Source organism: Sphingobacterium sp. 1.A.5, assembly GCF_002734235.1.
Classification (GTDB): domain Bacteria; phylum Bacteroidota; class Bacteroidia; order Sphingobacteriales; family Sphingobacteriaceae; genus Sphingobacterium; species Sphingobacterium daejeonense.
In genome coordinates this window covers 285,547-310,069 of sequence record NZ_PEBA01000012.1, presented here as the reverse complement: position 1 = coordinate 310,069, position 24,523 = coordinate 285,547, and the positions used below count along the sequence as shown (strand labels likewise).

Here is a 24,523-nt window from a genome sequence, read left to right as displayed (position 1 = left end):
CCAGGTGAAAAGCAGTATTACCGGTTCATTTCCCAATGTTGACGAATGGACACCATTCATTTAAGGAAACACTATGAAAGCAATGAAATATATGGGCCCAAGGAGGGTCAGGGTTGAGGATGCTCCCGAACCGATTATCGAACACCCGATGGATGTGATTGTTAAGGTCAAGTCTGCATGTATCTGCGGATCGGACCTGCACCTCTATCATGGAGCCGTTCCTGATACCCGGGCCGGAAGCACATTTGGGCATGAGTTCATAGGTGAGGTTGTAGAGCTTGGGCACGAAGTAAAGAAACTCAAGCTGGGGGACATGGTGCTAGTACCTTTCAATATAGCTTGCGGCTCCTGTTTCTTCTGCCAGAGGGAAATGTACTCATGTTGCCATGAATCCAATGCCATGGCTACGGCCGCGGGAGGTATTTTTGGCTATTCTCACACCGCTGGAGGGTTTGCAGGAGGCCAGGCCGAGTACGTAAGGGTCCCCTATGCTGATGTGGGGCCTACGGTGATTCCCCAATGGATGCACCCAGAGGATGCAGTCTTGCTCACCGATGTGGTACCTACAGGCTATCACGCGGCCGTATTGGCCAATATAAATTTAGGAGACACGGTGGTGGTCTTTGGTGCAGGCCCTATCGGTATAATGGCAGCCAGGTGCTGCTGGCTGTTCGGGGCTGGTAGGGTCATCGTTGTCGACCATTTGGATTATCGCCTAGAATTTGTTCGCAGGTATGCACAATGCGAGACCTATAATTTCAAGGCCATGGAAGACCCCGTGGCTTTTCTCAAAAGAATGACCGATGGCCTTGGGCCAGATTCGTGCATCGATGCGGTCGGATCCGATGCAAGTGGTAACTTCCTGCAGAGCCTCACTGGCAAAAAACTACTCCTGCAGGCTGGTGCGCCCACTGCCCTTCACTGGGCGATAAATTCCGTGAGGAAGGGCGGTTCCGTATCAGTTGTGGGGGTCTATGGGCCAACAGCAAACATGGTTCCCATAGGCAATGTGCTCAACAAGGGGATAACCATCAGAGCCTCACAAACCCCGGTCAAGAAATATCTTCCAAGATTGATAGAGCACCTTCAGAACCAGGTGCTGACCCCCCGGGATATCATCACCCACAGGTTGCCGCTCGATTGTGCGGCAGATGCCTACAGAATGTTCTCCTCAAAGCTTGACGGCTGCATCAAACCCATACTCTTACCCTAAAAAATGCACAGATATGCACAGAATCCAAAACAAAATCAGAGAGATCCCCGGATGGGGGATCGATTCCTGCTCTCCTCAAGAAAAAGAGGGGATGGAAAGAGCAGCTACAGAAAGAAAGCAACAGAACCACTGGGAAAGGCCACAACAGCAGATACAAATGGTGGAGGTGCTAAAGTCCATGGAAAGACCCGCACTGCCAACCGTTTTTGGGCAGGAAAGCCCCCCCTGGGGAATGAACGGTGCACTACGCAGGTACGCCTTTGAGTTCAGCGAATCCAGGTACAGGCACTGGTTGCTCCTTTTGGCATCTGACAGAATCGGTTCGCTTGAAAAATTGGCGAACGAGGCACTCAATGGCAAGTTCCCAAACCTGCTGAAAGAATATGGAGCAGCGGCGCTCTGGAAGCACGACAAAAAACGATTCTTGGCAGGAACTATAATCCGCATAGCTGCTCTCTCGGTGGCCGTAGCAGCGATTCGCCATTTAATAAGGAGGAAGTAACATGGAAAGAATGATAAATACGGGAGTTCATGGTGTCATCGACTATATGTCAGCTGTGGCCCTGGTTGTTGCACCATGGCTCTTTGAATTTCAGGCCCAAGCTGGGGCTACCATGCTCAGCCTTGCCTCGGGAATCGCCGTGACAGCCATGTCGATATGCACCCGGTACGAAGGGGGGATCATCAAAGTTTTGCCCATGAGGATACACCTCTGGTTAGACGTGGCCATTGGGTTGGTATGGATCGTATCGCCTTGGTTGCTGGGCGCAGAAGGTGGGGCCAGAAGTTTCTTGATAGTTATGGGAATAATCTCATTGATGGCTGGTCTTGCCACCGTACAAGAGCCAGGGCCAAAGAGCGCCGAATGACCTAATGGACATGAAGCGTAAGGGGGTCGGTCAGCTATGAATTTCCCTGAGATTCGGGTAGGCTGCTTTGGATGAGAGGGGGAACCTATGGGAGAATGCTCACGAGTTCTTTCCGTAATAGGTGTTATAGAGGTGTTCAAGTGCTTGTCGGGTCGCACCATCCCCTTGGTCAATGTTCTCCATACCCAAAAGGAGCTCCTCTCCACCATGAGTAACAATCGCAGCGACCAACTCACCTCGCGACCTGCTGAATGCCCCAATCCCGATGCCTCTATCCTGCTGAAAAACATAATAGAACTCAATATCTGTGCTCCCGGAATTGACAAAAACGTAACTCAACGGTTCTCCGAGTTTAAGCTCTTTTAACATGATCCTGAAATTTTATTGGCCAATGCTTATCCAATTCTACTTGGATAGTAATGGCGGTTGTCATTTTCGGTATACACCCAATTTTTTCTTAAGGATTTTGCGAATCGTGTGGATACGGGTCTTTACCGTACCTTCCTTCATATTATAATGTGTTGCGATCTCATGGTACTTGTACCCTTCTACATACATGCTGAATATTCCGTAGTTCTGTTCGGACAGACTGCACAGGGATGCCTTAATGTCATCCTGGACGAACTTGGATTCTGCATGGTTTGTGGCCTTTTCCCTCATTGAGGCTTGGTGCAGGATTTCCTTTTCAGCTGTCCGTGCGACATTCAGCCTCCTGTATCTGTTGAGGTAGATGTTCTTCATGATGACAAAAAGCCAAGAGATCAGCTTTGGATGGTGTTCGAATTTTTCGAGCGACTTAAGGGATTTGATGAACGTTTCCTGAACAAGGTCTTCCTTCTCTGACTGGTCAGTGGTAAATTTTCCCGCCAGTCTGTGCAGGACAGGGGTGCTGGCAATGATGGTTGATTCAATTGATGTGCTCATATGTTCTTGGTTTAATCGATTTAAGACTGATTGCATATTTAACGTTCTCATTAGCAATATGTTTTGCTCTTGAGTCCAGCTGTTTGCCATTCGGGTAAAAATACCCCCTAGTGATAAAAATACTTATATGGCTGCTTTAAGGAAGGTAGCGCGGTTTTTTTTTATGCCAATCAAACCGACTGGTTGAAGATCAAATAGGAAAACAGGTATGTGCCCCGCCCCTTGGCAGATTGTACTGCCTGAATGCCTGAAAATCTTCCGAACATATATGCCAAGGAAATCTGAATTGGTCTGGAAAATGCCGGCCATGGGTTTACCTGAAAGACATATGGCACCAGGTTCGCGGTTACCCCGGAAAGTATTTCACTTCGCGTTGATCCTAGCGAGCAGATCTTATTTATATTTACAAATTCAAATCAAAAAATTAATGGACACAAAATGGACCTCCGAGGAACTTTTCCGCAACACTATAGATAGTTCCACCGACATGATTCAGGTATTTAAAGCTGTCAGGAATGAAACCGGAGAGATCGTTGACTTCCATTGGATCTTTAACAACAAGACCTCCGAGAGCCACTATGGAAACGTGATTGGAATGAGTTTACTGGAACTCAATCCGGGCGTCGTTAAGGTTGGGATCTTTTGATGAGTTTCGAAAGGTGGTGGAGACCGGGAGGCCTAACATAAGCGTTCACCGGTACCAACACGAACAGTTCAACGGTTGGTTCCACCAATCTTCTGTCAAGCTTGGGGATGGCATCTCAACTACCACCAGGGACATTACCGAGCTTATCAAAACCCAAGAACTCCTTCAGAAAGCCGAGACGGACAAACACCGAGAAATGCTGGAGATGACGATGAGGTCCCTGGAGGAGGAAAGGTCGAGGATATCAGAGAGCCTGCACAATGGTGTCGGTCAGACGCTTTATGCCGTTAAGCTCTACTTGTCGAGACTTGCCGATACTACAGTCCCTGCAGAACGGGATGAAATACTATCCACCATCGATGACCTTGTCAGCAGCGCTATCAGGGAAATCAGATCCATATCCCATGAGCTCGTACCGATTTCTTTTGAAAAGGTGGGCCTAAAGAATAATGTTGAGGAAGTGATCAAGCGGTTGGGACAGGACATAGTATTCCGATTGAGGTACCTTGGTCCGGATAGGATTGCTGACAGGAACCTTGAACTTGGAATATTCAGGATATTCCAGGAGCTCATCAACAATGTAATCAAGCATTCTAAATGCGATCTATGCAGAATTTTTATTAAAGTAGGGAAAAAGGAAATCCACCTAGTGGTGCAGGACAATGGGATAGGCATCAAGCCGGAGAACCAACATGTGTCGGGCATAGGTATACAGTCCATAAGGGCCAAGATGAAAATGCTTCAAGGAAACCTTTCCATAGAATCAGATGGGGGGAGGGGTACAAAGATCGAAATACGCGTGCCAGTTCCATAAAGTTGAATGTGGACAAAATAAAATGAAACAGGGACACTCTCGACGTCCTCCAGCTTTGGCAAGGATGGAAAAAAGGCCGTCGAAAGCTCGGTCGATCCCACTGACTTGGTTTCTGCTGACACTCTAAGCGATTCGAGTTTTGTGGCGCAAATAGCTCAAAGTGGTCTAGCGGAAGTGGTCCTTGGAAATCTCGCTCTCAAGAATTCCTCAGATACGAGTGTGAGGAGATTTGCAGGCAAAATGATCCACGACCATTCCAATACAAACAGGGAACTCAAAGCCATCTCCGGGCAATTGAACCTAAAAGTACCAAGCACCCTTGGCCCGGAGAAGGAATCAATTGCTGAGGAGCTCCGTACAAGGGCCGGGCTAGAATTTGACATAGCATATGCCAATGCAATGGTGGACAGCCATAGCAAGGCACTCGTTATTTTGGACCAGAGAGTAGGCAAGCTTGGGAACGAGAAGCTAAAGACCTTCGCCGAAAAAACTTCCAAGCTGATTTCCGAACATCTGGAACATGCTAGAGATCTGCAAAGAACTGTCAGGTAATGGGGAGGGTCCCGGATCTGAAGGGGGGAAGTATGTGAAATAATAGAGGGACAGGATCGGTTCGGTACGAAAGCCTTCTTGCAACAGTATGGATTTGTGTATTTTAGGTGAACAATTGTATGTTTCATTCAAAAGGACGTCGTTCCCTCAATTCTCGATTCATGGAATTTCGACCCTCGACGGTTGCATGAATTGATGAATAGTAGTTTTTATGGATGAATGTCAAAGTAGGTGACGTATGTGAAGTGCTGAACTATCGCATCAGGAGAATTGGTTTATGGGCTGAGATTGGTGGTCCTTTCGGGTATTAGTTATAACCAGACAATCCCTTGAGGACTGATATATAGAGAAACACATAACCGCCTATGAACTTTCAAGATGTCGGAGGTTGCATGTTTCCAATTAGCATGGCCATCGAATGCTTCACCAATCTCAGCGGTTCCCGTTGCCCGTTGCAATCCTCTGATGTCCCACATGGTCCTGCAGGGATTAAGGCCTGGGTGGCCCCCTGGAAGAACTCTGGTTAAACTAAGTTTTTTTAATTCCTTTAGTTTTTTTTGGCAGAAATTTTTTGGGAATGTTTGATTCTTCCCCTCTTGGAATAAATGAAGGATTGTCTTCCTTTAAAGATGACGAATTATCTTTTGATAATGAGTCATCTTTAGAATTTTTAATTTCCGCTGAGGCTTTTGGTCTGTCCTGTTTCATAATATTATAATTTATCTCACCATTTTCTGTTAATAGAACAATTTACGCACAGGAAAGTTCGCTCAACGGAGCACCGGCGGCAATTTTAAATAAAATACAAATTAGTTTGAACCTTTTCCCCTGAAAGAGTTTTCTAGATTTGAGCAGGAAGCGGTTTTCTTGCTAGGATATTCAAATGAAAGATCATGGAAAACTTAATGAACGAAAAAAAATTTACTGAAGGTGGGACGACCAAAGCCATAGAGAATGTCACGGGGCAGGTCCCTTCCAAAGTCTACCTTTGTGCCGCCGTTGCCGCCATGGCATCCTCGGCCGTTCTAAAATGTATGGGGCATAAGCATACCGCCCTTTTCATAGGACAATGGGTTGCTCCATTCCTTCTCTTCGGTGTTTACAATAAAATCGTCAAGACAGAGGGACACGATTAAATCCAATTGAAAATTATCTGGATTCCCAAGAAATCATTGGTTTATTAAATTCTAGCCCCACTTCCTAATCAACGAAAAATTGTTCGTTCATCAGGGATCGGGGCTCTCTTTTTGGAATAATAATTGATAACTTTGTACCATGTCTAAGAATTTGCATGTTACCATAGATAAAGATTCTGGGTTTTGCTTTGGAGTTGTCTATGCGATTGATATGGCTGAGGAAATCCTCGGGGAAGATGGTTATCTATACTGTCTTGGGGATATTGTGCACAATGATGAGGAGGTTGCTAGACTTAAAGCAAAAGGATTGCGTATTATCTCGCACAGTGAATTGCCTAACTTGCAGAATGAGAAAGTGCTGATCCGTGCCCACGGAGAGGCTCCAGAAACCTATAAGACAGCCTTAGAAAACAATATTACATTAATAGATGCTTCCTGTCCGGTAGTTCTGAAACTTCAGAACCGTATCAAGACTTCTTTTGATAGTGATGAGAAAATCTTGATTTTTGGAAAACATGGCCATGCAGAAGTTATTGGTCTCCAGGGACAGACCAAGAACGAAGCTATCGTTTTTCAGGATATCGCTGAGTTAGATTCAGTTGATTTGCCTTCATCTTTTACACTATATAGCCAAACGACCAAGAGTGTTGATCGCTTTTATGAGATCAAGGATGAGTTGATTCGTCGTGGTTATGAGGTCAAAGCAAACGATACTATCTGTAGGCAGGTTTCAAACCGTTATGAAGATCTTGGGAATTTTGCTAAACAATATGATAAGATTGTTTTTGTTTCCGGGAAGAAGTCTTCTAACGGCAAGGTTTTATTTGATGTCTGCAAAAACGTAAATCCCAACACCTTCTTTGTTTCAGATGCCGAAGAGCTTGATCCACAGCTTTTTGGTACCAATGAGACGGTTGGTATTTGTGGTGCTACATCTACCCCTATGTGGCTGATGGAAAAAATAAAGGATACGATCGAATCCTTCTAATCGTCATTTAAAAATAAAATTCATTGATTCAGGCCGTTGAAAGACATCGATGTGCCTGTTTTGCTGTAAATATTGCTTAATTTTGTGTTTAGAATGAGTAAAAGAGCTAAAAAGGGTGTTTTGTTGGTACAATTGGGTACTCCAAATTCACCCACTACCGGTGAAGTGAAGAAGTATCTTACGGAATTTTTGATGGATCCTCGCGTGATGGACATACCTTATGTTTCCAGGACGTTATTGGTTAAAGGCCTTATTGTACCCAGGAGAGCTTCTAAGTCCGCACAAACTTATTCTACAATCTGGTCCGAAGAAAATGGATCACCCTTAATGCACTATAGCATTCGTCAACAAAAGCAACTCCAGGAAGAGTTGGGTGAAGATTATCATGTTGAGTTGGCAATGCGTTATCAAGAGCCTTCTATTCCTAATGCCCTAAAGAATCTTGAAGGCATGTTTTTGGACTCACTAGTTGTCATTCCGTTATTTCCACAATATGCTTCAGCTACTACCGGTTCGGTAATCGATCGCGTGATGGAATTAATGCGTGGGTGGCAATACTTTCCGAAAGTAAGTTTCGTTAGTAGTTATTGCGATAACCCCTTGATGGTTGATGTGATTGCGGAGCATGCTCAGAAGCACGACCTGGAGATTTATGATCACTTCTTGTTCAGTTATCATGGGTTACCAGTTCGTCAGTTGGGCAAGATCGATCCAAAGAAAGAATTGAAGTGTCCTGATTTTGGGTGCGAAAGTTGTAAGAAAGAAACTAACCCCTACTGTTATTTGTCTCAGTGCTATGCGACGACTAGGGCAGTGGTTGAGAAACTGAATATACCCGAGGATAAATATACGGTTTGTTTTCAGTCCAGATTGGGAAAGACACCATGGATTCAGCCATATACATCTGACACTTTGCACAATTTAGCAAAGGAAGGAAAGAAAAAACTTTTGGTTTTCAGTCCTGCTTTCGTTGCAGATTGCATTGAGACCTTGGATGAGATTCAGGTTGAGTATGCCAATGAGTTTAAGGATATGGGAGGAGAAGAGATTCATATGGTTGAAAGTTTAAACGATAATCCAAAATGGATTGAAGCACTGAAACGGATGGTGTTGGAAAACGGAAATTAAGATGTTGCAACTAAACGCGGTTATACTATTTTTATTAGATTTTTATATCTTTTTTGCTTTAAGGGCGACGAAAATAGAGTTTATAAGAACAAGATGGTTCACTATTTTATGGTGGGGCTATTCTATTTCATTATTAGCCGGTCTGTTTATTTCATTTAAGTTTAGTATTCCGCTTTCTGTCCGTTCGATTATTTTAGTAGCTTTTTTCCTTACTGCGGTAAGTAAATTTATATATGCTATCGTTCTTATAATAGATGATCTGCGTAGAGGAGGAATTTGGGTTGGCAGATTATTCTCTAGAGGTAAGGGCAAGGATTTGGAGGAGAGGATTGAGACTTTGGAGGAACCATTGCCGGAGGTGCCTAAGAAGGGGATTTCACGTTCGGATTTTTTGCTGAAGTCAGGAATCGTAGTGGCTGCCTTGCCGATGATTCCATTGGCCTGGGGCGTTATCTCTACGGCATATGATTATCGCATCAGACGCCAGAAATTAATTTTGCCGAACTTGCCGAAGGAATTCCATGGAATGACTATCGCACAGATTTCGGATGTTCACTCAGGGTCATTCTATAATAAAAAAGCAGTGATGGGTGGCGTTGAGATGCTGTTGGGAGAGAGGCCTGACCTTATCTTTTTCACGGGTGACTTAGTGAATAATGTAGCTTCAGAAATGCGTGATTACCAAGATATCTTTTCTCATTTAAAAGCAGATTTGGGAGTGTATTCCACTTTAGGAAACCACGATTATGGAGATTATTACTACGGCCCTGGAGACTCGCCTGCAAAGCGTAAAAACCTGCAAGACCTTATCGAAACTCACAAAGTAATGGGTTGGGATCTTCTGATGGATGAAAATAGAACGTTGAAAGTTGGCAATGAGGAGATTTCCATCGTTGGAGTCCAGAACTGGGGGACAGGTAGATTTCCTAAAAAAGGTGATCTGCAGAAAGCTATGTTGGGTACTGATGATAAAGCTGTAAAACTATTGTTGTCTCATGATCCTTCACATTGGAGGGCTCAGGTATTGGATACAGATATTGATGTGATGTTCGCAGGCCATACTCACGGTATGCAGTTTGGTGTCCGTGGTGAGAGCTTCCAATGGAGTCCAGCCAAATATATCTACAAAGAATGGGCAGGATTGTATACTCAGGGATCATCCAAGCTTTATGTGAACACAGGCTACGGCTTTTTAGGTTATCCCGGACGAGTTGGTATTGCTCCGGAGATTACTATCTTTGAATTAGTCAAAGGATAGTTATTCATAGAGCGGTACAATTCTAAAATTAAAGTTAATCACCGATTCTTCTTCGCGACAAGTCAGTACGATAGGTTCATCTGGATCCATTTCATTTATTCTCAAAGTGATATGGTCGTCCATGAAGTCATCATTTGGTCCAGAGTCATATTCTAAAATAACCGCTCTTATTCCTATTTTAGCTATCTCTCGGTCTTCAATCATCGGAAATCTAATTGCTTTGTTCAGCGTAATGAATTTATTTTGTTTCAATAGAAGAGGGTTGTCTTCATTTCCTTTTGAGAATGTCCAAAAGAAATCTTCATAAGGCAGTCCTTTTTCTATGACCCTGAGCATATTCTGATTGAATTTATCCTCATCCAAAATATCCTTGTTGTTTTTGTCGAACGCTCTGATCCTTACCATAGCCTTTACATATTCACCTTCACCACCATCATCATTTACTTCACAGATTAATGTCTCCCATATAATCTTATGTTTTGTTGGGGATGGGCGGCATTGCCGGCTAACGTAGTCAACAAACATGCTAGTTCCTACAGAATGCATGTCCAGCGTACATAAGGAATAAGAAATCGGCACTTCATCATTAGTTCCCTTTAAATAATCTTGAATTGTTTTTTTGATACTTTCTGGGGAGCTGTCTGTTAAGCTTAATGCGATTAGGGGAGAACCGCCCATTGCTACAACCTGTACGGACACATTGTTTTCTTGTACCTTTTTTTGTTCAGATTCATTGAGTTTTGCAGATGAAAGCCAATAATCTGCATACTGCTCCAAGTCCATTTCCATACCTTCATAACTTTCGTCGCTTTCAAAGATGAGATACAACAATCTACCGTAACCTACTGAATCGACGAATACCCAATTTGGGTCAATATTATTTCTAGGTACCGCATCATCCAAGGTTGGATCTCCTTCTTTTATGTAAAAGAAGTCTTCAGGTTCTTTTATAGTGTTGCTCACGCTAACTGTATAGTACAATTGTTTACATTCTAAGTAAAACTTATGGGTTCTTCTTTTTGAATCGAAAGAAATGTCATGATCGCCCCCGAATCCCAAGAAGTGACCTGTTCCACTGAAGTTTGTCAGTAGTGAGGAGTAAGATTGAAATTCCTTAATACTGCCATGCGTAAAAGCAATGTCGGGCATATCTTTGCTGCGAATAATCTTATTGATTGCTTCTCTAATTTCATGTTTATAAGGGTTTTCTACCTTTACTGATGCGTCCTGAAAATGATGGCTATCTACTAATAGGTATAATGGCTTTCTAGCGTACGGAACAGTATTGGCATTTCCAGTTACGAGTTCTTTCATTTGGTAAACCCCATCCAAGAATATTTTGGATATGGCAAAATTTGTTTAGATTACTTGTTTGGATGCCCAAGTTCCTGAATTTTACCAATAGCACATTTCCAACCTGGTGAGTTATCTGAACCAGTAATTTCTTGGTTCGCATTGGTGTATTGCTTTAAGTCTCTTTTGAAAGAAAGTGTCACCTTATCGTTAGGGGAGAAATCAATCTTTTGGGTAAGGAATTGATTTATTTTTACCTTGGAGAAATCAAAATATTGGTTTTACTCTCGTAATAGTAGCTGGGATTCGAAATAATTTTTTTGACATGACAATTGGGATCTAGGCATTTGAACGATGTTAATTTTTCAGGTAAAATTAGGTCGTGGAAAAAAATAAAGGGGTATAAATGCGACATCTTTAACTGTGAGAGCTATAATTCAGCTTTCCTTGAATGCTAATTTATGCATTATTAATCTCATGGATCAGGTTTTCCATATTCATGCCTGTAAAACTCTTTAGGTCCCTTTTAAGATGTTGTCGGTCAAATATTCATTACTATAGGCTAGTTTTGTCAAGTTCTTGGATGAATCTTGTTCTAGCATCTGAAAAGCTTTTGAGAATCTAACGATTCGATGATATAGTTTGGGATGCATTCCAATTCGTTTCTGGCTTATACGTTCCATTTGTCGTGTTGATAAACAGCTCTTATCAGCAAGGATGTTTATTTTCATATGTTCTGGATTGGACCATAACATATGCATGGCAGCATCTAAGTGATGATTATCCTTGCAGATTGTCAGTTGTTGCAATAAGAACGATTGGATTAGTTCAAGTGCACAATAAGGACTGGTTGTCTGTAATATAGCTTGGTTGAGGGTCTTTATTTTATTTCCAAAAATGAGTTCAGCATCAATTCCTTGATCCAAAAGTTGATTTTGGGGGATTCCAGTAAGTCGGAATAAGGCTCCTGGGAGTAGACCAACCCTGACCGTTCTGTATTGATCTTGACTATAAATCCACACTGGATTTAGCTGCGGTCCGACTACTATGGATTGAGGCTGCTTAAAAAACAGGTTTGTATTCGGGTCGTAAAGAGAAATGGGGGCATGGAAATGGAAACAGATTCCCGATTGTGGTGTGGGGGGATGGAAATAGAACATCCCGCCGTTTGTCGGAAAATCTTGCTGGATATAGGTTATGCAGTGCACAAGATCAGCTAAGCATGAGGGAATATGGGACTCTATAAAAACCATTTCCACTAAAATTCTTAAGCAAATTTATGCAATTTTTCATTGCTTGAAACTCGCTCGTTATCAAAAACTGTTTCCGAATTCCGAAAATTGGTAATGATCTTTAATCTAATATTCTAGCAAAGTGGTTGTTCAGATGCTTTCTTATAGCGGTTCTATAGGCCTTTGCATCTCTTAACCTCAAAATGTCCACTAATTCTTTATGAGAGATAAATTCACCCTTTACGATATCCTTTTCTAGCAATCCACTTTGGTGAACATATTCAAAAATTGGAATGAGCATTTCCTGTAACTCCAATAGAATTCTATTTTTTGATACCTTATATAATTTTCCGTGGAATTTTATTTCATCTTCGACTTGCCAAGGATAAGCAGTGTCACCCGATACGATTTCATTGGCGATGTTGTCCAATTCATCAAGATCTTCATCAGTGATGTTATTTACGATAAAATCAGCCATACCCACTTCCAGAGCCAATCTCATTTCGAACATATCCTTTAATGTTTCATTATCCAATATTGAGGGATGGAATACTTTTCTCAAAGAGCCCAATACATCAGGATTGCGCAATACAGCGCCTTTATGTTTTATTGATTCAATCAATCCAATGGTTTTCAATCTCAATAAAGCCTCCCTAACTACAGTTCTACTTACCCCTAAATTATCTGCAAGGTCTAACTCCTTGGGCAGAACATCCCCCACAGTCAATTTATTTTTTTGGATATATTGAATGATTCTTTGTTCAGCCTTATCAACTAAACTTGAAGTATCAATACTTCCTAATTTCTCCATTTCGGGGCTATTTTCCTCCATAAGTTTTTCGTATTAGGTTAGAAATAAGATACAATAATATTAAAAAAAAGTTTGGAAGTAAAACATTATGTCTTACATTTGATGTGTTATTATGTATAACATAATCCAAATTATTGTAAATCTACTATGAAAAACCTTTATTATTACTCATTGCGGAGGATTATTGCCATAATCTTTCTGAGTTGCATTACTTTCGCAGCTTATTCGCAGTCTTTACTCAGGGGGGCAGTTACTGATCAGGATGGGAAACCATTGGAAGGTATTACTGTTTCTAATCAAACACAAAGTCAAACTACACAAACCGATTTACGAGGAAATTTTAGTATTACTGCGAAAATTTCTGATGTACTATTATTTACCTCTATCGGGTATGAGTCCCAAACGATTACATTAGAGAACCTAGGTTCTTTAAGGATCTTTATGGTACCGACTGGGGAGAATTTGGATGAAGTTGTTGTTTTGGGCTATGGCAGCATTAAAAAATCAAATTTGACGGGTTCAGTTTCTAGGTTGGACAAGCGTGTTTTAGAGACAGGTGTGCGATCTAACCCCGCTTCTGCCTTAGCAGGAACAATTCCGGGTTTACGTGTTCAACAAACTTCGGGTCGCCCAGGTGCTGTTCCAAATATTGTCCTTAGAGGAGGAACCAGTTATACAGGTGGAGGTTCGCCTTTAGTCATTGTAGACGGTTTGATACGGTCGGGGTTTCAAGACATAAATCAAGATGATATTGAATCTATTGACGTGTTAAAGGATGCATCTGCTACTGCTATCTATGGAGCAAGGGCATCAAACGGTGTGGTTTTGATCACAACCAAAAGAGGAAAAGAAGGGGTTTCTAATATTACCGCCAAGGCAAAAATCGGGATGAATTCATTAAATATTCCATTTGATTTCTTGAACGCGGAAGATTATATCTATTGGTCTCGTAAATCTATTCAAACTTCTGGGATTTACAATCCAACACAACTAAATCAACTAACTTCTGCAGTTCCATTTGGTACTGGCAATAAGTATAAGGATGCAAACGGCAATATTCTGGATGGAAATGTAACCAACCAGGCTGTTTGGAGTACTATGTTTTTGGATGATACCAACCGTGAATTATTGAATAAAGGTTGGAGGACGATGATTGATCCAGTGACTGGCAAGGAGATAATTTTCACAGAATTCAATTATGGTGACCAGGCGTTAAATCAAAATGCTCTTATTCAAGATTATAATGTTGCCATGCAAGGTGGAAATGATAAAGGGAAATATTATGCAAGTCTTGGTAAATATTATGAAGAAGGTGTACCCGTAAAGACTTTTTATGATCGTCTGACATTTATTCTTAACGGAGATTATAAGATCAAACCTTGGTTGGAATCACTTTCAGGGTTGAACTTTGCGAATACGAAATGGCGAGATGCTAATAATGCTGAAGCAAACTATATGACGAGAGCTTTAGGTGCTCCTCCAACCATGCGCGGCTACAATGAAAACGGGGATCTGTTGATAGGTCGCGACAACTGGGACGGAAATGTTATGGTAAATATTGACAAATTTATCCGTAATAATGAGAACCAGAAGCTTACACTTTCACAAGGTTTTAATATCAAGTTTTCTGAAAAGCTCAATTGGAAATCAACAGGGAGTTGGTATTTGAATCAAAGTATGAATGAAGCCTTCAATAAGGATTATTTGAACTCTCCAGGCAATTGGGTAAGGTCACGAAATTCAAGTGCTGGTTACGACAAAACCTTAAACCAAACATATAATTCGGTTTTGAACTATAGGGACTCTTTTTTAGGGAAGCATAATGTTGACGCCATGCTAGGCTGGGAATTTTTTGATTCTTATAACAAAGGTTTGTCAGCTTCAGGTTCGGGTGCACCTACAGATGATTTCATGGATTTGGCGCTCACAAGCGTTGACAACCTTCGTAGTATAGATTCTTACCATAATAGGTACCGTATTAATTCTTTCTTTGGGCGTATCAACTATGATTATGATCAGAAGTATTTATTGACCTTGACAGCACGTCGTGATGGATATTCAACATTATTGAACAATAGGTGGGGTACATTTCCCGGGATTTCGATCGGTTGGAATTTGCATAATGAGGAGATGTTCTCCAACTTCATAGGACAAGATCAGGTCGTTAACACCTTGAAGCTTCGTGCAAGTTACGGAGCAAATGGTGACATAGGGCCAGTTACTGCAAATAACAGGGGCTATTACTATTTACAAGGAAGGTACGGGACCTCAAACTACAATGGTGCTGTAGGTTACACCATGAATAATCCAAGTAATTTCGGGTTAAAATGGGAAAGCTTAATCACTAAAGAGGTTGGTTTAGAAACAAGGTTAGTGAACCGATTGGATCTTTCATTGGCATATTATCACCGAACTACTTTTGATAAGATTGCAGAATTGGTTTTGCCAGTCACCGCTGGAGGATTTCCAATCTTAACGAACAATGGTGATATGCAAAATCAAGGTGTTGAGATCGATTTGAACTACAACATTCTACGGAATAGTGATTGGATGTTGAATTTCAATTTAAATACTGCTTACAATGCCAATAAGGTTTTAAAATTACCAAACAATGGAGTTGAAAACAATCGACAAGGAGGTTTTCAGGTCTATGATTCAGTAACCAAAGATCTTATTTGGGTTGGAGGCATTCAAGAAGGTCAAGATCCAAATATAGCTTATGCGTATCAAGCCGAAGGAATCATCCGTACGCAATCTGATTTAGATAATTATGCTTTGAAGCTTCAGGACTTAATAGGAGCGAAAACTTTAGTTCATCCTGATGTTTTTGAGGGCATGTCAGCCTCTGAGAAGGCTTTGCATTATCCAATAGCATTGGGTGATGTCATGTGGAAGGATGTGAATGGAGATGGCATTATTAATTCTTACGATCAAGTTTACCAAGGGAGAACGGTTCCTAGATGGACTGGCGGTTTTGGGATTTATTCATCTTGGAAGAATTTCAGTTTGTCCACACGTTTCGACTATGCCCTGGGATTTGTGCAGTATGATGGTCCACGCGCATGGTTCATGGGGATGATGCAGGGGACATTTAACACAACCCAGGATGTTTTTGATACATATACTCCAGAGAATACGGGTGCCAAATACCCGACTTATTATTTCGCTGATCAATTATTCAAAAATAATACGAGTAGGATGAGCAGTATGTTTTTCAATAGAGGTGATTATTTGGCGTGGAGAGAAGTTTCCTTGTCATATAGGTTACCTAGATCAATTGCTGAGAAAGCAAAGCTTGAAGACTTGAGTCTTTCTGTGACTGGTCAGAATTTACATTATTGGTCAAAAAGTACTTTATTTTCTCCGGAAAGTGGGAGTATTGGCCAGGGCGGTGGTGGTTATCCATTGCCAAGAACCGTGATTTTTGGATTACAATTAACATTCTAAGAGCCTTTTATTATGAAAAAAATATTTTTAGCGATCGCATTAATGGCATCTACGGGTTGGATGACATCATGTAGCAAGATGGATTTGGATTTAGTTCCTGAGGATTATTTTGCCAGTGGCAGTTTTTGGAAAAATGAGGAGCAGGTAAGTGGAGCAATGAAAGGCTTGCACGCGCAATTAAGAAATAATCAGAGTACATTTTGGACATTGGGAGAGCTTCGGGGTGGCACATTGCGTGATGGTACAGGTTTTACGGGGACATCTTCTTTAAGTTCGGCAAGTATTATCATTCAGGATTTACGCGAAAGTGCGACAGGTATATCAGGCTGGGCCGGTCTTTATGCACCAATCTTTCAGGTGAACAACTTTATTTATCAAGTTAATAATGCTAGTTATCTCTCGGATGACAAGAAGGCTTATTATTTGGGGCAGGCACATGGAATCAGGGCATTTTATTATTTCCATCTTTTTCGTACATATGGTCGCATTCCTCTTGTTACAGAGCCTTTGGTGGCGATCAATACACCAAGTTCAGCGGAGTCAGCATACACGGCAAGGACAAAAACAGAGAAGGAGTCTTTAGATTTCATCAAAGAGGAGATTAATAAGTCTGTTTCTTCATTTGGGGATGATTTCAGCATAAAGGATCAAAAAGGGCAATGGTCTTTGGCCGCATCTCAGATGTTAAAGGCAGAGGTATATTTGTGGTCTGCGAAAGTTTCTATTGATGGTTCAGCTCCAACAGCAACACAGCAAGATTTGCAAACCGCAAAAACAGCAGTTGAGGCCGTAATCCCTAAATTTTCTTTACAGAGTTCATTTGAAAATGTATTTAATTCTTCAAGTGTAGCAGCAAATAAAGGTAACAATGAGATCATATTTGCTATCCGTTACTTAACGGGAGAAGCAGCTAATACATTATTCCCTTATTTTATTTATGCACCGGCAGATGTTCTCTCGGGTTATGTGGATGATAAAGGCAATAGTATTGAGGGTGATCCATTGAAGATTGCATCCAGTGGTACGATTTTAAGATATGAATATAAATACGATCTGTATCAACTATTTGATGCAGCGGACCAACGTGCTAATTTTACCTTCCTAAACTTTAATAAAGGAGATTTACATGCAGTGATTCTAAGAAAGTATTTAGGAACATTCCAGAATGATATTAGAGTATATACGGATGATTATCCAATTTATCGTTTGGCAGATGCATATTTACTATTGGCAGAAATAAAGAACAAATTGAATCAGGACCCGACTGCTGAAATCATGATGGTTCGCAATAGAGCTTATCAGGGAAATGCTCCACAGTTTGTAAATGGTTCCTTTGAGTCGAATGAAATTGCTATATTTTATGAGCGTAGCAAAGAATTTGTGGCTGAAGGAAAGCGATGGTATGATTTGAGAAGAATGCAAGACGGTAATGGCAGACCATTAGTATTCCGAAAAGATTTAAATCTAGTGGGCGTATTGGAGAACAATGATTCTCAAAAACATAAGATATTATGGCCAATTGATTTAGGTACCTTATCCGCAGACCCTAAACTTACAGGAGATCAGAATCCTGGTTATTCAGGAACATAATTTATAATTTTAACAATACTATCCTAGTCTTCTAGGATAGTTTTTACACATTTACACTATGCTAACTAACAAAATTGAAGGATTAATAGCCGCTCCTTTCACTCCATTTGATTCCAACGGAGAATTAAATCTAGATCTTATCCCTTCTTATTATGAATCATTAAAGAAGAACCATGTTAAGGGTGCTTTTATTTGTGGATCTACTGGGGAAGGTGTTTCTCTTACTTTCGATGAAAAGGTTTCTGTTTTAAAAGCCTGGACTTCCTTAACGAAAAATGATCCTGATTTTGCATTGATTATGTTTTTGGGAGGCACAAATATCAAGGAATGTAAACAGCTCGCTGTAATATCTGAACAAGAAGGTGCAGATGCTATTTCTTTTACTTCCCCTTTTTATTTTAAGCCTGCTGGCGTTCAACAATTGGCGAAATGTTGTGCTGAGATTGCTGCTGCTGCACCTCATACTGCATTTTACTATTACCATATTCCAGTATTGACGGGTGGTAATTTCAATATGATCGATCTATTGATGGAAGTGGACAATAAGATACCGACTTTCAGAGGAATCAAATATACCCACGAAGATTTTATGGATTTCTTATCCTGTTTAAATTTTCAAGAAAGAAAATATGATATGTTGTGGGGCCGTGATGAAAATATGTTGTCTTCATTGGTTTTAGGTTCTAAAGGGGCTGTTGGAAGTACTTACAATTATGCTGCGCCATTATATCTAGAATTAATTGAAGCCTATAATAATGGTGATTTAGAAAAGGCAAATAAATCACAACAAAAATCAATTGACATGATTCGTTTGTTAGGGAAATATGGGGGCATTGCTACTGGAAAATCTTATATGAAATTGGTTGATTTGGATTGTGGTGAGTTTCGTTTACCTATAGCAAATATGTCAAGCGATCAATTTGAAGTATTTAAGAAAGAAGTAGAGGATTTGGGCTTTGCTGGATTTAAATCTATTCGATAATGCAATTCAAGGTCATAATATCGATGGCGATTTTGATGGTTGGATGTTCAGGTAATGAAGGGAAGCTTCATTTGGAATGGGGTAATGCGAGCAAGTTACCGGAAGAATTTGGTAAGCCTAATCTAGGGGTCGCGGGGCCATTGGTTGGTGTTTTTGGGAATCGTCTTTTAGTGGCTGGAGGAGCTAATTTTCCAGAAGGTATGCCTTGGGATGGAGGCAAAAAGGTTTATCAAAAATCAGCTTATTTATATTCATTTGAAGGCTCCGAATTGAAATTCTATAAGCAGTTCGCTTTAGAGGATGCTTCCGCCTATTCTGCCAATGTAAATATTTCAGATGTCCTGTATAGTGCTGGGGGAGAAAATGAAAATGGTGCAATTAGAGAAGTTTACAGATATCAGTTGAATAAAGACGAAAACCTAGAGAAAACTCAATTGCCAGATTTGCCGTATCCATTAACGAATGGCGGATTAGTTGGAGGAAGTGACCATTTATATTTTGTGGGTGGAGAAAACTCAGATCATGTTTCAGATAAGGTTTATCAATTGCATCTGAAAGAGAATGGCGGTGGCTGGCAAGAATATTTAACACTTCCATATCCTGTTAGTCACGCTGTTGTTGTCAGTGATGGTTTAAATAAGATTTATGTAATTGGGGGTAGGAAAAGAAACACGAATTCGCGCAGTGATATTTATGACGGTGTCTTGGAAATAGATATTAACTCTAAAAATATAATAACCATTGGCAAAGTTCCAACAGCTGTTGCTGCGGGAACAGGTTTGTACTATCAGGGTAAAATCTTGGTGTTTGGAGGTGATCAGGCGAACACCTTTCATAAAGTTGAGGATTTGCTGGGTCAGATTAATTTAGAATCCAATCAGGTCAAGAAAGATAGTCTTATCGGTGTTAAAAATGATATTCAATTAAATCATCCGGGTTTTAGCAAAGAGAATTGGGCTTTTGATTTGGTAACAGGGGCATGGGCGGCTTTGGAAGGAATGCCGGGATTAAGTCCGGCTACTACCTCCGCAGTCCTAAAGGATAACATTTTTGTAATACCATCAGGCGAGATACGAGCGGGAGTTCGAACAGATCAAATTTTAATTGGAAAGATTGAAGGGTCCAAATAATGATCCTGATAAGAAATTATAATCTATGAGAAATAGCAATAAATATCCTTGGGTGGTTGTTGGGTTATTATGGTTTGTGGCATTGTTAAATTATATGGATCGCCAGATTTTGTCGACAATGCGTCCGGCAATGGCGATGGATATTGTTGAGCTGGAGAGTGCTGCTGTATTTGGCAATCTAATGGCTGTATTTCTGTGGATTTATGGGTTTATGAGCCCCGTTGCAGGAATGGTTGCTGACAAATGGAACCGTAAATGGTTGATTGTTGGGAGTTTGTTTGTGTGGTCTGCCATTACGTTGGCCATGGGTTATGCCAATACTTATGACCAATTATATGCGCTAAGGGCTATAATGGGTGTAAGTGAGGCTTTATATATTCCTGCAGGACTGTCATTGATTGCTGATTACCATTCGGATAAAAGCAGGTCATTGGCAATTGGGATCCACATGACAGGGTTTTATTTTGGGCAGGCATTGGGAGGGTTTGGCGGAACAGTTGCAGCATCTTTTTCCTGGCATTATACCTTTATATTATTCGGATTGATTGGAATAGTTTATTCTTTTGTATTGATATTTTTCCTACATGAAACAGACCATAGATCTGTTGCTAAAAAAATTATTGGAGATAAGACCTCATTATTCAAAGGTATATCCTTATTGTTTTCAAACGTAGCGTTTTGGGTGATTTTGCTATACTTTGCTGTTCCAAGTTTGCCGGGCTGGGCAACAAAGAATTGGTTGCCAACTTTATTCTCTGAGAATTTGCACATACCGATGGAACAGGCCGGTCCATTGGCTACCATAACAATTGCTCTGTCTTCGTTCTTTGGGGTTATATCTGGCGGAATTATTTCAGACAGATGGATTCAAAGAAACTTGCGGGGGAGGATTTATACAAGTGCGATAGGTCTTGGATTAACTATTCCTGCGGTTATTCTCATAGGCTATGGGCATAGTGTATTTGCGATTGTTTTAGCTGGGCTGATGTTTGGGTTTGGGTTTGGCATGTTCGATGCCAATAATATGCCTATTCTCTGTCAATTTGTTTCTTCCAAATACAGAGCTACAGCTTATGGTATTATGAATATGGTTGGTGTTTTTGCTGGTGCATATATTACTAAATTATTGGGTGCTTCTGCAGATGCAGGGCAATTAGGAAGTGATTTCGCCCTATTGGCAGGAATAGTGTTGATAGTTTTGATTATTCAATTGGCTGTTTTAAAACCAAAGTATAATGAAGCAATCGATTAAATTTTTGTTTTTCATTTTCATCTCCATTAGTTCTCTCTTTGCGCAAACAAAAAAGAGGGTTGCATGTATTGGGGATTCGGTTACCAAAGGATATAATTTGGCTAATGGAAAATCCTATCCTGCGCAATTGCAAGAATTGCTAGGTGAGGGTTTCCTTGTTGGTAATTTTGGAAAAAATGGCGCTACCTTATTGGAGAAAGGACATAATCCCTATTTAAAATCAGAAGAGTTAAAGGATGCTTTAGAATTCAGTCCAGATATCGTGGTGATATCCTTAGGATTAAATGATACAGATCCGAGAAACTGGCCAAATTATAAATTAGATTTTACGAAGGATTATAATAAGCTAGTCTCTTTATTTAAACAAGATAACCCTAATATTGAGATTTATGTATGTCAGATGACTCCCATTTTCAGTGGACACGCACGATTTTTATCCGGAACAAGGGATTGGTACAACCAGATTCAAAAAAATATTGAAGATATAGCCATCCTAAATAACTATAGACTTATTGACAACAAAACACCTTTAGCAAGCCGCATAGATCTTTTTGATGATTATTTACATCCAAATGAACATGGTGCAAAGTTATTGGCAGAAAATGTATGGAAACATATAGTTCCTGTTAGGCAGAAATTATCTGTTTCTAATACCATAGGGTCAAATATGGTTCTTCAACGCGACGAAAAAGTTTCTATTTATGGAAAAGCATCTTCTAAAGAAAAGGTAATCCTTGAATTAGAGAACAAGACTTATTCCACCCAAGCTGATGAATTAGGGAATTGGGAAGTAGATATTAATCCCCATTCTGCAGGAGGTCCATATTTAATAAAGATTAAGACTGATCAGGATTCTATTTTATTAAAGAATATTTTGTTTGGAGATGTTTATTTGGCATCTGGGCAATCCAACATGGCATTTCCATTAAAATTGGTCAAAAATTCTGAACCGCTGATAGGTAATGCAAGTTTAAATAATCAAATCAGAATCTTCAAGAACAAGAATCTAGTAGAAACGAACAATTCTGAATGGAGTACTGATGTTTTGAAAAGGGTGAATGATCTGGAATTTTTCACAGGATCCTGGGAAACTCTGAATGCTGAAAATTCATCGAATTTTTCAGCGATTGCTTATAGTTTTGCATTGGATATCCATCAAGACACCAAGGTTCCGGTTGGTATTATTGAATTGGCTGTTGGAGGTTCTAATACCGAGTCTTGGATTTCCAGGGAATGCTTGGAGAGCAATGATTTACTTGCGGGATATATCCATACTTGGAGAAAATCAGATTTCATTCAAGATTTCTGTAAAGAAAGAGCTGGAGTAAATTTGAAGCAGTCTAATATAAAACACCAGCGTCACCCATATGATCCTTCTTACAACTTTGAAGCAGGATTAGTGAAATGGAAGAATACAAATATTAAGGCTGTCCTATGGTATCAAGGGGAGAGTAATGCTCATAACGTTGAACTGCACGAACAATTATTTAAAACCCTCGTTCATTCATGGCGCAAGAATTTTGCTGAAAGTGGCAATGTTAAGGACAAACTTCCCTTTTATGTTGTACAACTATCTGGTATCGATCGTCCCTCTTGGCCATATTTTAGGGATAGCCAAAGGTTGATTTGTTCAGAAATTGCAAATGTATTTATGGCTGTTAGTTCAGACTTAGGTGATTCTCTTGATGTGCACCCTAAAGACAAAATTCCAATTGGTATCCGTTTGTCTAATCTCGTTAAGAAACATGAGTTTGGAAAAAATATCAATTCGGATACTCCACAGCCAATCAGAGCCTATCCAAGAAAGAACAATTTATTCGTGATTGAGTTCAATAACGCCAAAAATATTAAGGTAATAGATGGCAAAGAGGCTAAAGGATTTCAAGGAATGGAAAATAATGGGGACTTGGAAGAATTACATGTTAAGGAGATAAAAGGGAATAAAGTCATCCTATATAATCCAAAATCTTTGACAAAGATATATTATGGATATCAGCCATTTACAAGGGCTAATTTAGTAAATGAAGAATCAGTTCCTGTTTCGACCTTTTCAATAAAAAACTAAAAAAATGTATACAAATGAAGAGCTGGACAATCTAGCTGAATTTTATAAAAATCAATTAATAAACGATACGGTTCCATTTTGGTTTCCTAGATCATATGATTATGAATTCGGGGGTTATTTATTGATGCGGGACTATGACGGCACATTGATAGATACGGATAAAGCTGTTTGGATACAGGGGCGAGCATCTTGGTTACTGTCTACATTGTACAATACAGTGGAGCCACGTCAAGAATGGTTGGAAGGTGCAAGACTAGGCTACGAATTTATCAGGGATAAGTGTTTCAATCCTGATGGCAAGATGTATTTTCATGTGGACCGCGAAGGAAATCCGATTCGAATGCGCCGCTATTTTTTCTCGGAAACATTTGCTGTTATTGCAAGTGCAGCCTATGCTAAGGCTTCTGGCAGTGGTGAGGCAGCAACCTTTGCGAGGGAAATGTTTACCGTTTGTTTAGAATATGCTAATGGAAAAAGGGTAATGGATCCAAAGTTTGAGGATACAAGACCAAGTAAAGGGATTGGAATTCCAATGATTATGTGCAATACAGCACAGCAATTGAGGGAAACAATCGGTGACCCTCGTTGTGACGGAGCTATAATGAGCTGGATAAAAGAAATTGAGGAAAATTTTGTAAAAGATGATATTCGCTGTGTTATGGAACAGGTTTCATTAGATGGGGATATTATAGATCACATTGATGGCAGGACACTAAATCCAGGTCATGCTATTGAGGGCGCATGGTTTATTTTACATGAAGCCATTTATCGTGGCATGGATCAACATTTGATTGATTTGGGGTTAAGGATGTTGGATTATATGTGGGAAAGAGGTTGGGATGAGGAACATGGTGGAATCTTATATTTCCGGGATGTCTATAACAAGCCGGTGCAGGAGTATTGGCAAGACATGAAATTTTGGTGGCCACAGAATGAAACCATAATTGCTTGTTTATTAGCTTATTTAATAACCAAGGATGAGAAATATTCAACCATGCATAAACTTATCCATGATTATGCCTATAAGCATTTTCATGATAGTGAACATGGGGAATGGTTTGGTTATCTTCATAAAGATGGAAGTATTGCCCAAACTGCGAAAGGCAATATGTTTAAAGGACCTTTTCATTTGCCAAGGCAAGAATGGTATTGTTGGTCAGTAATCAATAAGTTCAAAGTTTAAATTTACCAAA

The 24,523-nt window shown here is 40.3% G+C and carries 23 protein-coding genes; 17 read left to right on the top strand and 6 right to left on the bottom strand.

Annotated elements, in window-relative coordinates:
- The first annotated feature begins 73 nt into the window (after positions 1-73).
- Genes CRT24_RS08335 through CRT24_RS08325 form a run of 3 tightly spaced genes read left to right on the top strand, consistent with a single transcriptional unit; the run spans position 74 to position 2,082 of the window.
- Positions 74-1,213 carry a zinc-dependent alcohol dehydrogenase gene (locus CRT24_RS08335; RefSeq protein ID WP_099370781.1) on the top strand — a complete coding sequence of 380 codons (1,140 nt, stop codon included), beginning with the start codon at positions 74-76 and terminating at the stop codon, positions 1,211-1,213.
- 13 nt (positions 1,214-1,226) lie between these two features.
- Positions 1,227-1,715 carry a hypothetical protein gene (locus CRT24_RS08330; protein ID WP_099370780.1) on the top strand — a complete coding sequence of 163 codons (489 nt, stop codon included), beginning with the start codon at positions 1,227-1,229 and terminating at the stop codon, positions 1,713-1,715.
- A gap of 1 nt (position 1,716) precedes the next feature.
- Positions 1,717-2,082, top strand: coding sequence for an SPW repeat protein (locus CRT24_RS08325; protein ID WP_099370779.1), 366 nt, complete (start codon positions 1,717-1,719; stop codon positions 2,080-2,082).
- A gap of 99 nt (positions 2,083-2,181) precedes the next feature.
- Here the strand turns inward: CRT24_RS08325 and CRT24_RS08320 are convergent, their stop codons facing one another.
- Together CRT24_RS08320 and CRT24_RS08315 are read right to left on the bottom strand one after the other, a co-directional pair.
- Positions 2,182-2,421, bottom strand: a complete 240-nt coding sequence (locus tag CRT24_RS08320) for a hypothetical protein (protein WP_144034537.1) — start codon at positions 2,419-2,421, stop codon at positions 2,182-2,184.
- 90 nt (positions 2,422-2,511) lie between these two features.
- Positions 2,512-3,057 (bottom strand): RNA polymerase sigma factor, encoded by a 546-nt coding sequence (locus tag CRT24_RS08315; protein WP_180269090.1) that lies wholly within the window; start codon positions 3,055-3,057, stop codon positions 2,512-2,514.
- 217 nt (positions 3,058-3,274) lie between these two features.
- On the opposite strand from CRT24_RS08315, the gene CRT24_RS08310 reads away from it, so the two are divergent.
- The 3 genes from CRT24_RS08310 to CRT24_RS08300 all read left to right on the top strand — a co-directional run bounded on the left by CRT24_RS08310 (position 3,275) and on the right by CRT24_RS08300 (position 5,018).
- A complete protein-coding gene (locus CRT24_RS08310; RefSeq protein ID WP_099370776.1) occupies positions 3,275-3,652 on the top strand; it encodes a hypothetical protein in 378 nt (125 codons plus the stop codon).
- Entirely contained in the window at positions 3,639-4,466 is an 828-nt protein-coding gene (locus CRT24_RS08305) for a sensor histidine kinase (protein ID WP_099370775.1), read from the top strand. The genes CRT24_RS08310 and CRT24_RS08305 overlap by 14 nt, the downstream gene beginning before the upstream one ends.
- 105 nt (positions 4,467-4,571) lie before the next feature.
- On the top strand, positions 4,572-5,018 hold the full coding sequence (locus CRT24_RS08300) for a DUF4142 domain-containing protein (RefSeq protein ID WP_099370774.1): 447 nt from the start codon (positions 4,572-4,574) through the stop codon (positions 5,016-5,018).
- A 528-nt stretch (positions 5,019-5,546) separates the two neighbouring features.
- Here CRT24_RS08300 and CRT24_RS08295 read toward each other — a convergent pair.
- Positions 5,547-5,726, bottom strand: a complete 180-nt coding sequence (locus CRT24_RS08295; protein ID WP_099370773.1) for a hypothetical protein — start codon at positions 5,724-5,726, stop codon at positions 5,547-5,549.
- Between the two features lie 185 nt (positions 5,727-5,911).
- On the opposite strand from CRT24_RS08295, the gene CRT24_RS08290 reads away from it, so the two are divergent.
- From CRT24_RS08290 to CRT24_RS08275, 4 genes are all read left to right on the top strand, one after another.
- Positions 5,912-6,154, top strand: coding sequence for a hypothetical protein (locus tag CRT24_RS08290; RefSeq protein ID WP_099370772.1), 243 nt, complete (start codon positions 5,912-5,914; stop codon positions 6,152-6,154).
- A gap of 139 nt (positions 6,155-6,293) precedes the next feature.
- Positions 6,294-7,142, top strand: a complete 849-nt coding sequence (locus CRT24_RS08285; RefSeq protein WP_099370771.1) for a 4-hydroxy-3-methylbut-2-enyl diphosphate reductase — start codon at positions 6,294-6,296, stop codon at positions 7,140-7,142.
- Positions 7,143-7,235: 93 nt separating this feature from the next.
- Positions 7,236-8,270 (top strand): ferrochelatase, encoded by a 1,035-nt coding sequence (gene hemH, locus CRT24_RS08280; protein ID WP_099370770.1) that lies wholly within the window; start codon positions 7,236-7,238, stop codon positions 8,268-8,270.
- A gap of 1 nt (position 8,271) precedes the next feature.
- Positions 8,272-9,528: a metallophosphoesterase gene (locus CRT24_RS08275; RefSeq protein ID WP_099370769.1), complete on the top strand. Its 1,257-nt coding sequence runs from the start codon at positions 8,272-8,274 to the stop codon at positions 9,526-9,528.
- Here the strand turns inward: CRT24_RS08275 and CRT24_RS08270 are convergent, their stop codons facing one another.
- The 3 genes from CRT24_RS08270 to CRT24_RS08260 all read right to left on the bottom strand — a co-directional run bounded on the left by CRT24_RS08270 (position 9,529) and on the right by CRT24_RS08260 (position 12,885).
- Entirely contained in the window at positions 9,529-10,842 is a 1,314-nt protein-coding gene (locus CRT24_RS08270; RefSeq protein ID WP_099370768.1) for a thiol-activated cytolysin family protein, read from the bottom strand.
- 494 nt (positions 10,843-11,336) lie between these two features.
- Positions 11,337-12,074, bottom strand: a complete 738-nt coding sequence (locus tag CRT24_RS08265; RefSeq protein WP_099370767.1) for a DUF6597 domain-containing transcriptional factor — start codon at positions 12,072-12,074, stop codon at positions 11,337-11,339.
- Between the two features lie 100 nt (positions 12,075-12,174).
- Positions 12,175-12,885 (bottom strand): FadR/GntR family transcriptional regulator, encoded by a 711-nt coding sequence (locus CRT24_RS08260; RefSeq protein ID WP_099370766.1) that lies wholly within the window; start codon positions 12,883-12,885, stop codon positions 12,175-12,177.
- Positions 12,886-13,011: 126 nt separating this feature from the next.
- Here CRT24_RS08260 and CRT24_RS08255 point away from each other — a divergent pair, with 126 nt between their 5' ends.
- From CRT24_RS08255 to CRT24_RS08225, 7 genes are read left to right on the top strand one after another with little or no spacing between them, the layout of a single operon-like run.
- Positions 13,012-16,311, top strand: coding sequence for a SusC/RagA family TonB-linked outer membrane protein (locus tag CRT24_RS08255; protein WP_099370765.1), 3,300 nt, complete (start codon positions 13,012-13,014; stop codon positions 16,309-16,311).
- Positions 16,312-16,323: 12 nt separating this feature from the next.
- Positions 16,324-17,901 (top strand): RagB/SusD family nutrient uptake outer membrane protein, encoded by a 1,578-nt coding sequence (locus CRT24_RS08250; protein WP_099370764.1) that lies wholly within the window; start codon positions 16,324-16,326, stop codon positions 17,899-17,901.
- Positions 17,902-17,959: 58 nt separating this feature from the next.
- Positions 17,960-18,883, top strand: a complete 924-nt coding sequence (locus CRT24_RS08245) for a dihydrodipicolinate synthase family protein (protein ID WP_099370763.1) — start codon at positions 17,960-17,962, stop codon at positions 18,881-18,883.
- The gene (locus CRT24_RS08240; RefSeq protein ID WP_099370762.1) at positions 18,883-20,013 is read left to right on the top strand and encodes a hypothetical protein; all 1,131 of its coding nucleotides are present in this window, start codon (positions 18,883-18,885) and stop codon (positions 20,011-20,013) included. The genes CRT24_RS08245 and CRT24_RS08240 overlap by 1 nt, the downstream gene beginning before the upstream one ends.
- Positions 20,014-20,038: 25 nt before the next feature.
- Positions 20,039-21,265: an MFS transporter gene (locus CRT24_RS08235; RefSeq protein ID WP_099370761.1), complete on the top strand. Its 1,227-nt coding sequence runs from the start codon at positions 20,039-20,041 to the stop codon at positions 21,263-21,265.
- Positions 21,249-23,330, top strand: a complete 2,082-nt coding sequence (locus CRT24_RS08230) for a GDSL-type esterase/lipase family protein (protein WP_099370760.1) — start codon at positions 21,249-21,251, stop codon at positions 23,328-23,330. Before CRT24_RS08235 ends, CRT24_RS08230 begins: the two co-directional genes overlap by 17 nt.
- A gap of 4 nt (positions 23,331-23,334) precedes the next feature.
- Positions 23,335-24,513 carry an AGE family epimerase/isomerase gene (locus CRT24_RS08225; RefSeq protein WP_099370759.1) on the top strand — a complete coding sequence of 393 codons (1,179 nt, stop codon included), beginning with the start codon at positions 23,335-23,337 and terminating at the stop codon, positions 24,511-24,513.
- Positions 24,514-24,523: the final 10 nt, after the last annotated feature.

Excerpts from the sequence above, each read along its gene's own strand:
- CRT24_RS08335 (WP_099370781.1), top strand. The coding sequence starts at position 74 with ATGAAAGCAATGAAATATATGGGCCCAAGGAGGGTCAGGGTTGAGGAT.
- CRT24_RS08330 (WP_099370780.1), top strand. The coding sequence starts at position 1,227 with ATGCACAGAATCCAAAACAAAATCAGAGAGATCCCCGGATGGGGGATC.
- CRT24_RS08325 (WP_099370779.1), top strand. The coding sequence starts at position 1,717 with ATGGAAAGAATGATAAATACGGGAGTTCATGGTGTCATCGACTATATG.
- CRT24_RS08315 (WP_180269090.1), bottom strand. The coding sequence starts at position 3,057 with ATGAGAACGTTAAATATGCAATCAGTCTTAAATCGATTAAACCAAGAA.
- CRT24_RS08310 (WP_099370776.1), top strand. The coding sequence starts at position 3,275 with ATGCCAAGGAAATCTGAATTGGTCTGGAAAATGCCGGCCATGGGTTTA.
- CRT24_RS08295 (WP_099370773.1), bottom strand. The coding sequence starts at position 5,726 with ATGAAACAGGACAGACCAAAAGCCTCAGCGGAAATTAAAAATTCTAAA.
- CRT24_RS08290 (WP_099370772.1), top strand. The coding sequence starts at position 5,912 with ATGGAAAACTTAATGAACGAAAAAAAATTTACTGAAGGTGGGACGACC.
- CRT24_RS08285 (WP_099370771.1), top strand. The coding sequence starts at position 6,294 with ATGTCTAAGAATTTGCATGTTACCATAGATAAAGATTCTGGGTTTTGC.
- hemH (WP_099370770.1), top strand. The coding sequence starts at position 7,236 with ATGAGTAAAAGAGCTAAAAAGGGTGTTTTGTTGGTACAATTGGGTACT.
- CRT24_RS08275 (WP_099370769.1), top strand. The coding sequence starts at position 8,272 with ATGTTGCAACTAAACGCGGTTATACTATTTTTATTAGATTTTTATATC.
- CRT24_RS08270 (WP_099370768.1), bottom strand. The coding sequence starts at position 10,842 with ATGAAAGAACTCGTAACTGGAAATGCCAATACTGTTCCGTACGCTAGA.
- CRT24_RS08265 (WP_099370767.1), bottom strand. The coding sequence starts at position 12,074 with ATGGTTTTTATAGAGTCCCATATTCCCTCATGCTTAGCTGATCTTGTG.
- CRT24_RS08260 (WP_099370766.1), bottom strand. The coding sequence starts at position 12,885 with ATGGAGGAAAATAGCCCCGAAATGGAGAAATTAGGAAGTATTGATACT.
- CRT24_RS08255 (WP_099370765.1), top strand. The coding sequence starts at position 13,012 with ATGAAAAACCTTTATTATTACTCATTGCGGAGGATTATTGCCATAATC.
- CRT24_RS08250 (WP_099370764.1), top strand. The coding sequence starts at position 16,324 with ATGAAAAAAATATTTTTAGCGATCGCATTAATGGCATCTACGGGTTGG.
- CRT24_RS08245 (WP_099370763.1), top strand. The coding sequence starts at position 17,960 with ATGCTAACTAACAAAATTGAAGGATTAATAGCCGCTCCTTTCACTCCA.
- CRT24_RS08240 (WP_099370762.1), top strand. The coding sequence starts at position 18,883 with ATGCAATTCAAGGTCATAATATCGATGGCGATTTTGATGGTTGGATGT.
- CRT24_RS08235 (WP_099370761.1), top strand. The coding sequence starts at position 20,039 with ATGAGAAATAGCAATAAATATCCTTGGGTGGTTGTTGGGTTATTATGG.
- CRT24_RS08230 (WP_099370760.1), top strand. The coding sequence starts at position 21,249 with ATGAAGCAATCGATTAAATTTTTGTTTTTCATTTTCATCTCCATTAGT.
- CRT24_RS08225 (WP_099370759.1), top strand. The coding sequence starts at position 23,335 with ATGTATACAAATGAAGAGCTGGACAATCTAGCTGAATTTTATAAAAAT.